Origin of the sequence: Streptomyces sp. NPDC047706 (genome assembly GCF_043204795.1) — a bacterium.
GTDB lineage: Bacteria > Actinomycetota > Actinomycetes > Streptomycetales > Streptomycetaceae > Streptomyces.
The window spans coordinates 152,128-164,694 of the sequence record NZ_JBIDCW010000012.1 but is presented as its reverse complement, the minus strand read 5'-3'; the positions used below and the strand labels follow the sequence as shown (position 1 = coordinate 164,694).

Annotated in this window: 13 protein-coding genes and 2 pseudogenes; 8 read left to right on the top strand and 7 right to left on the bottom strand. The window is 72.8% G+C overall.

Features of this window, described 5'->3' with window-relative positions:
* The first annotated feature begins 10 nt into the window (after positions 1-10).
* Both ACGF8A_RS17010 and ACGF8A_RS17005 read left to right on the top strand, forming a co-directional pair.
* On the top strand, positions 11-967 hold the full coding sequence (locus tag ACGF8A_RS17010; RefSeq protein ID WP_393108797.1) for an ATP-binding cassette domain-containing protein: 957 nt from the start codon (positions 11-13) through the stop codon (positions 965-967).
* A complete protein-coding gene (locus tag ACGF8A_RS17005) occupies positions 964-1,755 on the top strand; it encodes an ABC transporter permease (protein ID WP_393108795.1) in 792 nt (263 codons plus the stop codon). Before ACGF8A_RS17010 ends, ACGF8A_RS17005 begins: the two co-directional genes overlap by 4 nt.
* A 113-nt stretch (positions 1,756-1,868) precedes the next feature.
* Here ACGF8A_RS17005 and ACGF8A_RS17000 read toward each other — a convergent pair whose 3' ends face one another.
* Positions 1,869-3,443 (bottom strand): FadD3 family acyl-CoA ligase, encoded by a 1,575-nt coding sequence (locus ACGF8A_RS17000; RefSeq protein WP_393108793.1) that lies wholly within the window; start codon positions 3,441-3,443, stop codon positions 1,869-1,871.
* An 18-nt stretch (positions 3,444-3,461) separates the two neighbouring features.
* Between ACGF8A_RS17000 and ACGF8A_RS16995 the strand changes: the two genes are divergently transcribed.
* The gene (locus tag ACGF8A_RS16995) at positions 3,462-3,617 is read left to right on the top strand and encodes a hypothetical protein (protein ID WP_393108791.1); all 156 of its coding nucleotides are present in this window, start codon (positions 3,462-3,464) and stop codon (positions 3,615-3,617) included.
* A gap of 65 nt (positions 3,618-3,682) precedes the next feature.
* Here ACGF8A_RS16995 and ACGF8A_RS16990 read toward each other — a convergent pair whose 3' ends face one another.
* Together ACGF8A_RS16990 and ACGF8A_RS16985 are read right to left on the bottom strand one after the other, a co-directional pair.
* Complete coding sequence (locus tag ACGF8A_RS16990; protein ID WP_393108789.1) at positions 3,683-6,031, bottom strand: PQQ-binding-like beta-propeller repeat protein; 2,349 nt, start codon at positions 6,029-6,031, stop codon at positions 3,683-3,685.
* A gap of 323 nt (positions 6,032-6,354) precedes the next feature.
* Positions 6,355-7,089: a VOC family protein gene (locus tag ACGF8A_RS16985; protein WP_393108787.1), complete on the bottom strand. Its 735-nt coding sequence runs from the start codon at positions 7,087-7,089 to the stop codon at positions 6,355-6,357.
* Positions 7,090-7,227: 138 nt separating this feature from the next.
* On the opposite strand from ACGF8A_RS16985, the gene ACGF8A_RS16980 reads away from it, so the two are divergent.
* Positions 7,228-7,863 (top strand): TetR family transcriptional regulator, encoded by a 636-nt coding sequence (locus ACGF8A_RS16980; RefSeq protein WP_393108889.1) that lies wholly within the window; start codon positions 7,228-7,230, stop codon positions 7,861-7,863.
* A 110-nt stretch (positions 7,864-7,973) separates the two neighbouring features.
* Here ACGF8A_RS16980 and ACGF8A_RS16975 read toward each other — a convergent pair whose 3' ends face one another.
* Positions 7,974-8,426: an Lrp/AsnC family transcriptional regulator gene (locus tag ACGF8A_RS16975; RefSeq protein ID WP_393108785.1), complete on the bottom strand. Its 453-nt coding sequence runs from the start codon at positions 8,424-8,426 to the stop codon at positions 7,974-7,976.
* A gap of 82 nt (positions 8,427-8,508) precedes the next feature.
* On the opposite strand from ACGF8A_RS16975, the gene ACGF8A_RS16970 reads away from it, so the two are divergent.
* The gene (locus tag ACGF8A_RS16970) at positions 8,509-9,129 is read left to right on the top strand and encodes a LysE family translocator (RefSeq protein WP_393108783.1); all 621 of its coding nucleotides are present in this window, start codon (positions 8,509-8,511) and stop codon (positions 9,127-9,129) included.
* Between the two features lie 32 nt (positions 9,130-9,161).
* Here the strand turns inward: ACGF8A_RS16970 and ACGF8A_RS16965 are convergent.
* Positions 9,162-9,353 (bottom strand): annotated as a pseudogene (locus ACGF8A_RS16965) (nitroreductase/quinone reductase family protein); the annotation flags it as partial.
* Positions 9,354-9,357: 4 nt separating this feature from the next.
* Between ACGF8A_RS16965 and ACGF8A_RS16960 the strand changes: the two are divergent.
* The 3 genes from ACGF8A_RS16960 (at position 9,358) to ACGF8A_RS16950 (ending at position 11,722) form a co-directional block, all read left to right on the top strand.
* Complete coding sequence (locus ACGF8A_RS16960; protein WP_393108781.1) at positions 9,358-10,527, top strand: acetyl-CoA acetyltransferase; 1,170 nt, start codon at positions 9,358-9,360, stop codon at positions 10,525-10,527.
* 75 nt (positions 10,528-10,602) lie between these two features.
* On the top strand, positions 10,603-11,028 hold the full coding sequence (locus ACGF8A_RS16955) for a pyridoxamine 5'-phosphate oxidase family protein (protein WP_393108779.1): 426 nt from the start codon (positions 10,603-10,605) through the stop codon (positions 11,026-11,028).
* A 28-nt stretch (positions 11,029-11,056) separates the two neighbouring features.
* Positions 11,057-11,722, top strand: a complete 666-nt coding sequence (locus ACGF8A_RS16950; protein ID WP_393108777.1) for a pyridoxal 5'-phosphate synthase — start codon at positions 11,057-11,059, stop codon at positions 11,720-11,722.
* A gap of 19 nt (positions 11,723-11,741) precedes the next feature.
* On the opposite strand, the pseudogene ACGF8A_RS16945 reads toward ACGF8A_RS16950, so the two are convergent.
* Both ACGF8A_RS16945 and ACGF8A_RS16940 read right to left on the bottom strand, forming a co-directional pair.
* A pseudogene (locus tag ACGF8A_RS16945) lies at positions 11,742-11,924 on the bottom strand (GNAT family N-acetyltransferase); the annotation flags it as partial.
* Positions 11,925-11,939: 15 nt separating this feature from the next.
* Entirely contained in the window at positions 11,940-12,548 is a 609-nt protein-coding gene (locus ACGF8A_RS16940; RefSeq protein ID WP_393108775.1) for a GNAT family N-acetyltransferase, read from the bottom strand.
* Between the last annotated feature and the right edge of the window lie 19 nt (positions 12,549-12,567).

Sequence of the window (12,567 nt, the reverse complement as noted above, 5' to 3'; positions counted from 1 at the left end):
GTCCCTACTCATGACCGAACCGGCCATCTCCGCCCTCGGGCTGCGCAAGTCCTACGGCGGCAAGACCGTCCTCGACGGCATCGATCTGCGCGTCCCCGCCGGATCCGTGTTCGCGCTGCTCGGCCCGAACGGGGCCGGCAAGACCACCGCCGTGAAGATCCTCTCCACCCTCGTCACCGCCGACGGCGGACAGGCACGGGTCGCGGGCCACGACCTCGCCGCCCGACCGCAGGCCGTACGGGCGGCGATAGGAGTCACCGGCCAGTTCTCGGCCGTCGACGGGCTGATCACCGGGGAGGAGAACATGCTCCTGATGGCGGATCTGCACCACCTGCCCAGGCGCGAAGGGCGGCGCGTGGCCGCCGAGTTGCTGGAGCGTTTCGGCCTGAGCGACGCCGCCGGCAAGCCGGCCTCCACCTACTCCGGCGGCATGAAGCGCCGTCTCGACATCGCCATGACCCTGGTCGGCACCCCCCGGATCATCTTCCTCGACGAACCGACCACCGGCCTTGACCCCCGCTCACGGCACACCATGTGGCGCATCATCCGGGAACTGGTCACCGGCGGCGTCACCGTCTTCCTCACCACCCAGTACCTGCAGGAGGCCGACGAACTCGCCGACCGCATCGCCGTCCTGAACGACGGGAAGATCGCCGCCGAGGGCACCGCCGCGGAACTCAAACGCCTCGTCCCCGGCGGACACGTCCAGCTCAGCTTCACCGACCCCACCACCTACCGCTCCGCCGCCACCGCCCTGGCCGACGTCACCCGCGACGACGACGCACTCACCCTGCGCATCCCCGGCGACGGCAGCCAGCGCGCCCTGCGCACCCTCCTCGACCGCCTCGACACCGCCGGCATCGAGGCCGACGAACTCACCGTGCACACCCCCGACCTCGACGACGTCTTCTTCGCCCTCACCGGCGGCACCGGCACCCCCCACCAGCCCACGGAGGCCACCCGATGAGCTCCCTCACCCTCGCCGTACGCGACTGCACCACCATGCTGCGCCGCAACCTCCTGCACGCCCGGCGCTACCCCTCCCTCACCCTGAACCTGCTGCTCACCCCGATCATGCTGCTGCTGCTCTTCGTCTACGTCTTCGGCGACACCATGAGCGCGGGCATCGGCGGCGGCGGCCCGGACCGCTCCGCGTACCTCGCCTTCGTGGTCCCGGGACTGCTGCTGATGACCATCGGCAGCACCACCATCGGCACCGCCGTGTCCGTCTCCAACGACATGACCGAGGGCATCATCGCCCGCTTCCGCACCATGGCCATCCACCGCGGATCGGTACTCGTCGGACACGTCATCGGCAGCGTGCTCCAAGCGATCATCAGCGTGACCCTCGTCGGCGCCGTCGCCGTCGCCATCGGCTTCCGCTCATCGCAGGCCACCGTCCTGGAATGGCTCGCGGCGTTCGGCCTGCTGCTGCTCTTCGCCACGGCCCTGACCTGGATCGCCGTCGGCATGGGCCTGATCAGCCCCAACGCCGAGGCCGCCGGCAACAACGCCCTGCCCCTGATCCTGCTGCCCCTGCTCTCCAGCACCTTCGTCCCCCTCGACGCGATGCCGGGCTGGTTCCAGCCCGTCGCCGAGTACCAGCCCTTCACCCCCGCCATCGAGACCCTGCGCGGTCTGCTGCTGGGCACCGGCATCGGCCACAACGGCTGGCTCGCCGTGGCCTGGTGCCTGGGCCTCGCGGTCCTGGGCTACCTCTGGTCGACCTCGAAGTTCGACGCCGATCCCAGGTAGGCCTCATGGCAGCGCGGGCCCGCACTCCCGCACCTCGTCCCGTCCCAGGGCGGCGTACACCGACACCCTCGTCGGGGTACGCCGCCCGTCCTTGTACGAGGGGACACCGCCTTCTAGACCGGGCCCTGCGCCCGGAGCCTCCCCTTCACCACCTTGCCGCTCGCGTTGCGCGGCAGAGCGCTCACGAACTCCACCTCGCGGGGGACCTTGTAGTTCGCCATCTCCCGTCGCGCCCACGCGATCAGGTCGTCCGCCGTCAGTACGGCACCCGCCCGGCGGACCACGTACGCCTTGCCGACCTCGCCGAGCCGGGCGTCCGGTACGCCGATCACCGCCACGTCCGCCACCTCCGGGTGCAGGCCGAGGAGTTGCTCGATCTCCGCCGGGTAGGCGTTGAAGCCGCCGACGACGAACATGTCCTTGATACGGTCCGTGATACGCAGGTTGCCCGCGTCGTCGAGGACGCCGACGTCGCCCGTGCGCAGCCAGCCGTCGGGCGTGAGGACCTCGTCCGTGGCCGGCTGGTCCTCGTAGTAGCCCCGCATGACGTTGAAGCCGCGGACCAGCACCTCTCCGGGGCTGCCGGGGGGCGCGTCCACGCGTACCTCCGTGCCGGGGATCGCCCGGCCCGATGTCGAGGCGATGACCGAAGGGTCGTCGCCCCGGCGGCACATCGTGACGATGCCGCTCGCCTCGGAGAGACCGTACGCCGTCAGGACCGTCTCGACGCCGAGTTCCCCGCGCAGCCGTTCCACCAGCCGCAGCGGCACGACCGCCGCGCCGGTCACGACCAGCCGGAGCGCGGAGAGGTCGTGCGCGGCGCGGGAGGGGTGGTCGAGGAGGGACTGGAGCAGGGTCGGGGGGCCGGGGAGGACCGAGACCCGTTCCGCCGCGATGTTCGCCAGCGCCGTTCCGACGTTGAAGACCGGCTGCGGGATCATCGTCGCGCCCCGCATCAGGCAGGCCAGGACGCCCGCCTTGTAGCCGAAGGTGTGGAAGAAGGGGTTGACGATCAGACAGCGGTCGCCCCGGCGCAGGCCCGCCAGGTCTCCCCAGATGTCGTACGCCCGCAGCGACTGCGCGTGTGTGATCACCGCGCCCTTGGGGCGGCCTGTCGTGCCGGAGGTGAAGACGATGTCCGAGGGTGCCGGGCCGCAGACCGCCGACGCCCGCTCCCGCACCTCGGCCGGCCCGATGCCCTCCCCCTCCGCCAGGAAGTCCTTCCAGGTGCGGAAGTCCGGCGGCGCGTCCTCGGACAGGACGACCACCTCGGGGAGTTCACCCGGCCGTCCCGCCGCCCGGCGCAGCGACGCCACGTACGACGTCCCCAGGAACGTGCCCGTGACGAAGAGCAGCCGGGTCCCGCTCCTGCGCAGCAGGTCCAGTGCCTCCGTGCCCTTGAAGCGGGTGTTCAGGGGCACCAGCACCGCGCCCGCGGACACCGCGCCCAGGGCCGAGACGATCCAGTCCAGGGAGTTGGGGGCCCAGACGGCCACCCGGTCGCCGGGGCGCAGGCCGTGGGCGAGGCAGGCGGCCGCCGCCCGTTCGACCCGGGTGCCCAGTTCGGCGTACGAGATCCGGGTGCGGCCCTCCACCACTGCCTCGACGTCCGCGTACCGCTCGGCCGCCCACCGGACCAGACCGGGAATGCTCCCCCACTCCCCGCCGCTTGCGAGATCTCCGCGCACAACAGCCTCCCGACGACCGTGCAGGGGACGGTACGGGCGCTGTGGGCGGGCCGGGAGGCGGCCCTTGCGACGGCGTTCGCGCAGGCGCCCGCGCTGGTCGCGCTGGGGAACCTGCCCGCCGGGCGGCAGGCGGAGCTGTTCCGCGGTCGGCACCGGGAGCACCGGACGCGCTGAGGGCCAGGGCCGGTCGTTCGGATCACGCCGCGGACGCGCCATGTGGCACGCCCTCCCCCCGCCGGTCAGGTCGTGCGGGCCGTCCCCGTGCCCTTCTCCGCGTCGAGGGCGTACACGCAGCGGTCCTTGCTGCACGCGTACACGATCCCGTCCCTGACGACCGGGGAGCCGGTGATCTCGCCGCCGGTGGCGAGCTTCCAGCGCAGCCGGCCGTCGTCGGCCTTGAGCGTGTACAGGAGGTGGTCGGTGGCGCCGAAGTGGATGCGGCCCTCGGCGACCGAGGGCGAGCCCACGATGTCGCCGCCCGCCTGGAAGCGCCACTTGGGCGTGCCGGTGACCGCGTCCAGGGTGTAGAGGCCGGTGCCGCTGCCGACGTGGACGTGGCCGGCCGCGACCAGGACCGGTTCGACGGAGGTGCGGGCCTCGGTGGCGATGCGCCAGCGGTCGCGGCCGTCGGTGGCGTCCAGGGCGTACACCGTGCCGAGGTAGTCGGTGAGGTAGACGCCGCCGCCGGTGACCGCGGGACCGGGCGCGAAGGCGGGCGGGGAGAGGAAGACGGCGGGTGCCTCGAAGTGCCAGCGGACGTGCCCCGCGGCGATGTCGACGGCGAGCACCCGGGTGCCCGCGGTGATGTACACGTAGCCGTCGGCGGCGGGCGCGACCCGGACCGGGACACCGCCGCAGGAGGCCGCGTCGCCGATCGGGTACGACCAGCGCTCGTCGCCGGTGCGGGCGTCCAGGGCGCGCAGCCGGGCGTCCTGCCAGACGTAGACCGTGCCGTCGTGCAGGGCCGGGCCGGCCTCGGGGGACTCGAAGTCGCTCTGGCAGCCGGTGATCTCCCAGAGCTTGCGGCCGTTCGCGCCCTCCCAGGCCTGGACGCCACCGCCGCGGGTACCGGTGACGACGGTCCCGCGCTCGGCCGTCAGGGAGTACACCCAGGCGTCCGTGGACAGCCGCCACAGGTCCGTGCCCTCGCGGGCGTCCAGGGCGAACAGGGTGGGCCCGTCGGAGGCGTGGATACGGCCGTCGGCGACCGCCATCGACCAGGCCACGTCCCGGGTCTTGAACCGGCGCCGCCCGGTGGCCACGTCGAGGGCGTGCACCTCGAAGGAGGTGACGTACACGAGGTCCTCGGCGACGGCGGGGGTGCCCCAGACGTCGTTGGACATACGGAAGCGCCAGGGCCGCCAGCCTGAGGGGCTCTCCGCCGTCGCGGGGGCGGGCGCGGCCGGTACGGCGGGTTCGGCGCCGTTGACGCCGGGGCGCGGCCTGACCCAGGAGGCGGCCAGGCCCGCCTCGGGCGGCGGCGCCTTGACGGCGGCGGCGCGGGCGTCGGCGACGCGCGGGCCGGGGCCGATGGGCACGGCGGCCCCGGCCAGCCGGACCGGGCCGGCGTCGGCGCCGACCGGGGCGGGGACCGGTGGCGCGGGGACGACGGGGTCGTGCGCGGGCGGGGGCGGTACCGCGGGCGGGCGGCCGGAGCTGCGGCCGGCGCCCGAGGCGGGCTTGGCGGCGGGGCGCCCGCCGCGGCGGGACTCGATCAGGGCGACGGCCTTCTCCGGCAGCCACGCCGACGCCGTACCGCTGTCGTCGGAGCCGGAGCCGAAGAGGTGCGGGGCGAGCTGGGACTGGAGGTCGGCGGGGTTGGGGCGGGCGGTCGGGTCCATCTGCATGCAGGACTCGATCAGCGGGCGGAGTTCGTCCGGGAGCCCTTCGAGGTCCGGGCCCTCGCGGAGCAGCATGAAGACCGTCTCGACCGGGTTGGCGCCGTGGAAGGGCGGGTGTCCGGTGGCGGCGAAGACCAGCATCGAGCCGAGCGAGAAGACGTCGCTGGCGCCGGTGACGGAGCGCGAGTCCTTCGCCTGCTCGGGCGACATGTAGGCGGGGGTGCCGACGGCGACGTTCGTCATGGTCAGACGGGTGTTCGAGACGCCGGAGGCGATACCGAAGTCGATCACCCGGGGGCCGTCCTCGACGACGAGGACGTTCGAGGGCTTGAGGTCACGGTGGACCAGCCCCGCACCGTGGATCGACTGGAGCGCCTCCGCGACGCCCGCGGCCAGCCAGCGCACGGCCTGGGCCGGGAGCGGCCCGCAGTCGTTCACTATCTCCTCGAGGGAGGGCGCGGGGACGTACGCGGTCGCCAGCCACGGCACGGCGGCGCGCGGGTCGGCGTCGACCACGGCCGCCGTGTAGAAGCCGGAGACCGCGCGGGCCGCCTCGACCTCGCGTGTGAAGCGGACGCGGAACAGCTGGTCCTCGGCGAGCTCCGTCCGCACGGTCTTGATCGCCACGCGCCGGCCGGACGCCGAGCGCGCGAGATAGACCAGCCCCATGCCGCCGGCACCCAGCCGTCCCAGCACCTCGAACGGCCCGATACGCCGCGGATCGTGCTGCGTCAGCTGATCCACCACTTGCCTGCCACCTCCCCGTACGAGCCGCGTCACCCACATATGTACGCGACCCCGTGCAGCGTCTCACCACCGCACCGCCGTGGCGGCACGCACCCCGATTCTTCCTGTCCCGGCCACAGGTTGCGAACCCGGTGACATATTGGGTGTCTCACCGCATACCAGGGCAAGAGGTGGCGCATTCCGGCACAAGCGGTGGCGCACGCCCGTCCCACCGGCGGCCGAAGGGCGGCGGAACGGCGGGATCCACGACGGATCGAACGACGGACCGGCGACGAGCCCGTCCCTCGCCGGTCCGCGCCCCGACCCGGGGACCCGGAGTCGGTTCAGCGCTGAAGTACCGCGAACGAGGCCCCCTGGTCGTCCGTCACCACCCCCACCGTGCCGTAGGAGGTGTCGAAGGGTCCCCCCTGGATCCGGCCGCCCAGCCGGCTCACGTCGCCGAGCGCCGCCTCGCAGTCCTCCACCCCGAAGTGGACGACGAAGTGCGGCGGCATCTCGGCCGGGAAGGCGCCGGCGAGCGGGGCACGGCCGAAGTCGGGCTCGGCCTCCGGCCCGAACAGGGCGTCGTGGAAGAGCTCGCCGTAGAAGTCGTTGGCGGCGGCGGTGTCACGGGCGTACAGCTCCGCCCAGACGAAGGCGCCGGGCGCGTGCCGCAGACCGAAGCCCGCGTGGGTCCCCGGCTGCCACAGGCCGAACACCGCGCCCTCGGGGTCGGCGGCCAGCGCGGCCACCCCCAGCTCGCCGACCGGCATCGGCGCGGTGACCACCTGCCCGCCGGCCGCCCGGATCCGCCGGCTGAGCCCGTCGGCGTCCGGCGTCGCGAAGTACACCGTCCAGACGGTGGGCAGCCGGCCGTCCGCCTTCTGCGCGAGCGCGGCGACGGGCTCGCCGTCGTGGTACGCCCACACCGTCCCGCCGTACGACGGCTCGAAGGACCACCCGAAGAGCTCACCGTAGAAGCGCCTGCCCGCCGCGACGTCGGCGAGCTGCGCGTCCACCCAGCACGGGACGCCCTCGGTGTACGCCGCTTCGCGAGGAGATGTGCTGTTTTCGGCCATGCGGCCAAAGTAACGTCGTCGTCGGCACCGCGCTCACCGGCCGGAGCACGCCCCGATCCCCCCCCCCCGCACCCCATTTGCAGTCGGCCGAATCGCGCTCCCATCACCCCTCGGTAAGCTGACGGCATGACAGGACAAGTGCGTACCGTCGACGGCCGCGTGGCCGGTCGGCGTGGGCAGGCGACGCGGCAGAAGCTGCTGGACTGCCTCAGCGAGATGCTCAGCTCCTCTCCCTACCGGGACGTCAAGGTCATCGATGTCGCCCGGAAGGCGGGCACTTCGCCCGCGACCTTCTACCAGTACTTTCCGGACGTCGAAGGCGCCGTCCTGGAGATCGCCGAGCAAATGGCGGCCGAGGGCGCCGGTTTGACGGAACTGCTCGAAGGGCGCACGTGGGTCGGCAAGGCCGGCTGGCAGACCGCCCAGGAACTGGTCGACGGTTTCCTGGAGTTCTGGCGCAGGAACGACGCCATCCTGCGCGTGGTCGACCTCGGCGCCGCCGAGGGCGACAAGCGGTTCTACAAGCTGCGGATGAAGATCCTGAACTCGGTGAACAACTCCCTGGTGGACGCCGTCACCGAACTCCAGTCCAAGGGCCGGGTCGACAAGGACGTGAACCCGGCGGCGATCGCCGGTTCCCTGGTCGCGATGCTGGCGGCGGTCGCCGCGCACCAGAAGGGCTTCCAGACCTGGGGTGTCAAGCAGGCCGAACTGAAGCCGAATCTGGCACTGTTGGTGCACCTGGGCATCACGGGGAAGAAGCCGGCGAAGTAGCCGCCCCCATCCCTTTTCCCTCCGCCCGCCCCCTCTTCTTTCTTCCGCCTTGCTCCAAGTCCTGTCAGGCAGCCGGTGGTTCACCCGCGTGGACCGCCGCCTGTCACCGGTCACGCCGGCAGCGGCCGGTCCTTGACCACGTGCTTCATCACCAGCGTGGACGTCAGGCGCTGCACCCCCGGCAGTGTCGCGAGCCGCTCGTCGTAGAGCCGCTGGAACGCGGCGAGGTCCGCGGTGGCCACCCGCAGCAGGTAGTCGGGCTCCCCGAACAGCCGCTGCGCGTCCAGCACGTGCTCCACCTCGCTGACCGCCTTCTCGAACTCGGCGACCGTGTCCCGGTCCTCCTGCCGCATGGACACGAAGACCAGCGCCTCGAAGGTCAGCCCCACGGCTCCCGGCTCGACCACGGCCCGGTATCCGCTGATCGCCCCCGACCGCTCCAGCTCCCGCAGCCGCCGGTGACACGGCGAGACGCTCAGCCGCACCCGTGCGGCCAGCTCGGTGACGGTCAGCCGCCCGTCCTGCTGCAGCTCGGCAAGAATCTTCCGGTCCATGTCGTCCATGGGGAAGATTCTCCCTCAGAACCAGCGATCACGGGGAAACTTCGAAAACACCTTCGGGCACTTTCCGCCTAATCTGCCCGGCATGGACTCCGCAACCCTGCTCGCCTTCCTCGCCCTCGACCTGCTGCTGGTGTGCGTCCCGGGTGCGGACTGGGCCTATGTGATCTCGGCCGGTCTGCGCGACCGCTCGCCGGTCACGGCGGTCGCGGGCCTGGTCAGCGGCTATGCGCTGCACACCGTGCTGGCGGCGGCGGGTCTGGCGGTCCTGGTGGCGGGATCGCCACTGCTGCTCACCGCGCTGACGGTGGTGGGAGCGGCGTATCTGGTGTGGCTGGGGTGGGGCGTGCTGCGCCGGCCCGGCACGCCGCGGGCCGGGGACGCCGCCCCGGTGGCCCGCGGCCGGGTGTTCCTGCGCGGCGCGATGATCAGCGGGCTGAACCCCAAGGGGCTGCTGCTCTACCTCTCCGTGCTCCCGCAGTTCCTCGTCATGGGGCAGGGACACCTGCCGGTCCCGGCCCAGACCGCCGTCCTCGGACTGCTCCACATGGCGTGCTGCGCCGTGGTCTACCTGGGGGTCGGCCTCGCGGCGCGGGCGGTCCTGGGGGCGCGCCCGGCGGCGGCGCGGGCGGTGGCACGGACCTCGGGGGCGGCGATGCTGGGGATCGGGGCCTTTCTGCTCGTGCAGCGGCTGGCGACGCTGTAGCGCCCCCGCCCTGGTCCGCCGCCGCGGAGGGGTCACCTCCGTACGAGTCTGAACACCCGGATCCCACGCGCCACCCGCGCCTGATACGTCGCGTACGGCGGCCAGAACGCCAGCACCTCCCGCCAGGCCGCCGCCCGCTCCTCCCCCGCCGGCAGCCAGGCGGTCACCGCGGCCGCCTGCGACCGGACGCCCAGACCGAGTTCTGAGTTCTGATGTACCGTCAGATACATGGCTGCTGCTACCCGGAAAGTCGCCGTGGTGGGCGTGTCCCTGTCCGACTGCGGCCGTGTGGACGAGGCCACCCCGTACACCCTGCACGCCCAGGCCGCCCGCCGGGCCCTCGCGGACGCCGGTCTTGACCGCTCGGACGTCGACGGCTTCGCGTCGGCCGGCACCGGCGTGCTGGCGCCGGTGGAGGTGGCCGAGTACCTGGGCCTGCGCCCCACCTGGGTGGACTCGACGTCGGTCGGCGGCTCGACCTGGGAGCTCATGGCGGCGCACGCGGCGGACGCGATCGCGGCCGGGCACGCACGGGCGGTGCTGCTGGCGTACGGGTCGACGGCCCGCGCGGACGTGAAGGCCGGGCGGCGTACCGGAGACCTCTCGTTCGGGGCGCGCGGGCCCCTCCAGTTCGAAGTGCCCTACGGACACACGCTGATCGCCAAGTACGCGATGGCGGCCCGGCGCCACATGATCGAACACGGGACGACCGTCGAGGAGCTGGCGCAGGTGGCGGTGCAGACGCGGGCGAACGCGGCGCTGAATCCGCAGGCCATGTTCCGCACGCCGATCACCGTCGACGACGTCCTGGACGGACCCGTGATCGCGGACCCCTTCACCAAGCTGCACTGCTGCGTCCGCTCGGACGGCGGGGCCGCGGTCCTGCTCGCCGCCGAGGACGTCGTACGCGACTGCCGCACCCCGCCGGTGTGGGTCCTCGGCACCGGAGAGCACGTCTCGCACGCCGCGATGTCGCAGTGGCCCGACTTCACCCGGTCCCCGGCCGCGGTGAGCGGACGGCTGGCGTTCGAACGGGCCGGGGTACGGCCCTCGGAGATCGACTTCGCGGAGATCTACGACGCCTTCACTTACATGACGCTGGTGACCCTGGAGGACCTGGGCTTCTGCGCGAAGGGGGAGGGCGGGGCCTTCGTCGGGAAGGGGCGGCTCAGGGTCGAGGGCGGGGAACTGCCGGTGAACACCGACGGGGGCGGTCTGTCGGCCCAGCACCCCGGGATGCGGGGGCTGTTCCTGCTGGTGGAGGCCGTGCGGCAGCTGCGCGGCGAGGCGGGGGCCCGGCAGGTGCGCGGGGCGGACGGCGGGCCGCCACGACTGGGCGTGGCGTCGGGGACGGGGGGATGGTTCTGCTCCGCGGGGACGATGGTGCTGGGTCGCTGACGGAACATCGGCTCCTGACGTGGTGTTGTGGACGCAGAGGCTGTTCGACGACGACGCCGCTGGAGGAGATCCGTCATGGCACTGACCCGCGAAGAGCGTGAGCAGTTCCTGGCCGAACCGCACATCGCCGCACTGGCCGTGACCGCGGAAGAGGGCAGGGCACCGCTCAGCGTGCCGATCTGGTACCAGTACGAGCCCGGCGGTGACGCGTGGATCCTGACGGGCCTCGACTCCCGTAAGAACAAGCTGATCAACGCGGCCGGACGGTTCACGCTCATGATCGACCGGCTGGAGCCCACCATCCGGTACGTGTCGGTCGAGGGGCCGGTCGTGGAGACCGTCCCGGCCACCGTGGAGAAGCTGCGCGAGATCTCCGCGCGCTATCTGCCGGCCGAGAAGGTCGACGCGTACGTCGACTTCGCCTGGAAGAACCACGGCGAGATGGTGGTCGTCCGGATGCGCCCGGAGCGCTGGGTGTCGTCGGACCTCGGCACGGTGTAGCCCCCCGGCTCCCGCGATACTCGACGGCATGGAACCGGATCTGCACGAACTCCTGAGGTCCCTGCGGGTGTGGGACCCCGAGGCCACCTCCCTGCCGCCGTTCGATCCCGACGCCGCGCCCGGCACCCCGCTCCCCCTCTTCACCACCTGGTTCGCGCAGGCCGCGGCGGCCGGCCAGCCCGAGCCGCACACCATGTCCCTGGCCACGTCCGACGAGGAGGGCCGGCCGGACGTACGGATCGTGATGCTGCACGGCGCGGACAGCGAGGCCTGGACCTTCGCGACCCACGCGACCAGCCGCAAGGGCCGGCAGCTCGCCACCCGGCCGTACGCCGCCCTCAATTTCTACTGGCACGTCCAGGGACGCCAGGTCCGCGTCCGCGGCCCCGTCACGACCGCGTCACCGGACGAGAGCCTCGCCGACCTGCACGCCCGCTCGACCGGCGCCCTGGCGGCCGCGCTGACCGGCCGCCAGAGCGAGCCGCTGAACTCCCTGGAGGACCTCGCCGAGGTGTCCGAGGAGGCATGGTCCCAGGCCCAGCGGAACCCCGGCGCCCCGTCCCCCACCTGGACGCTGTACCGCCTGGCACCGGACGAGATCGAGTTCTTCCAGGGGGACGAGCGGCGGCGGCACGTGCGGCTGCGGTATCTCAGGAGCGGTGGGGCGTGGGTCAAGCAGCTGCTGTGGCCCTGAGGCGCCCGCACCGCCGCCCTTACCGCTGCTCGACGCCGGGCTGATCGACGACGCGCTGATCGAAGAGGTACTCCGCCGATTCCGCCACCGGCCGGTACCCGAGCCTGCGATAGAGCTTGTTGCTGGTGGGGGTGGCCAAGTCCGTGAACAGCAGCACCTCCCCGGCGCCCGCCGCCCGCGCGGCGCGGCTCACCTCGGCCGACGTGTCCCACGGCCGTCACCCCGCCGGGCGGCCGGGGGCCGGGTCGGTCGACAGGCGGGCGTGGAGGTGGACGTCGCGGAAGGCGTCCTGGCGGTCCGACTCCCACATCGCGCCGCGCAGGGTGCCCTCGTAGGGGAAGCCGCAGTGCTCGGCTATGCGGCACGAGGCGTCGTGGCCCACGGCGTGGCCGAGTTCCAGACGGTGCAGGCCGAGCTCGGTGAAGGCCCAGTGGGTGGCGACGGTGAGGGCGCGGGTGGCGGCGCGGCGGCCACGGGCCTCGGGGAGGATCCAGTAGCCGACGCGGGCGACGCGGAAGACGTGGTCGATCTCGTTGACGCCGATGTGGCCGAGGGTCGTACCCGTCTCCGCGTCGGTGATGCGCAAGGACGCGCTGGTGCCGTTCACCGCGCTGTCGGCCTTCGCGCGGAGCGAGGCGCGGGCGGCGTCCAGGTCGGTGACCGGGCTCAGCGGGGTGTTCCAGCGCCGGAACTCCGGGTCGGACATGCCGCGCAGCCAGGCCTCGGCATCGGCGTCGGAGGCCGGGTCCCAGGGGCGCAGGCGCAGGCCGTGGCCGTGGAGATCGGGTCGGGGGTGGGCGGAGGACCGGGAGTTCATGAGGGCCATCGCCCCATTCAATCCCCTC

Excerpts from the sequence above, each read along its gene's own strand:
- ACGF8A_RS16950 (WP_393108777.1), top strand. The coding sequence starts at position 11,057 with ATGGAACCGGATCTGCACGAACTCCTGAGGTCCCTGCGGGTGTGGGAC.
- ACGF8A_RS17005 (WP_393108795.1), top strand. The coding sequence starts at position 964 with ATGAGCTCCCTCACCCTCGCCGTACGCGACTGCACCACCATGCTGCGC.
- ACGF8A_RS16970 (WP_393108783.1), top strand. The coding sequence starts at position 8,509 with ATGGACTCCGCAACCCTGCTCGCCTTCCTCGCCCTCGACCTGCTGCTG.
- ACGF8A_RS16985 (WP_393108787.1), bottom strand. The coding sequence starts at position 7,089 with ATGGCCGAAAACAGCACATCTCCTCGCGAAGCGGCGTACACCGAGGGC.
- ACGF8A_RS16960 (WP_393108781.1), top strand. The coding sequence starts at position 9,358 with ATGGCTGCTGCTACCCGGAAAGTCGCCGTGGTGGGCGTGTCCCTGTCC.
- ACGF8A_RS16955 (WP_393108779.1), top strand. The coding sequence starts at position 10,603 with ATGGCACTGACCCGCGAAGAGCGTGAGCAGTTCCTGGCCGAACCGCAC.
- ACGF8A_RS16975 (WP_393108785.1), bottom strand. The coding sequence starts at position 8,426 with ATGGACGACATGGACCGGAAGATTCTTGCCGAGCTGCAGCAGGACGGG.
- ACGF8A_RS16940 (WP_393108775.1), bottom strand. The coding sequence starts at position 12,548 with ATGGCCCTCATGAACTCCCGGTCCTCCGCCCACCCCCGACCCGATCTC.
- ACGF8A_RS17010 (WP_393108797.1), top strand. The coding sequence starts at position 11 with ATGACCGAACCGGCCATCTCCGCCCTCGGGCTGCGCAAGTCCTACGGC.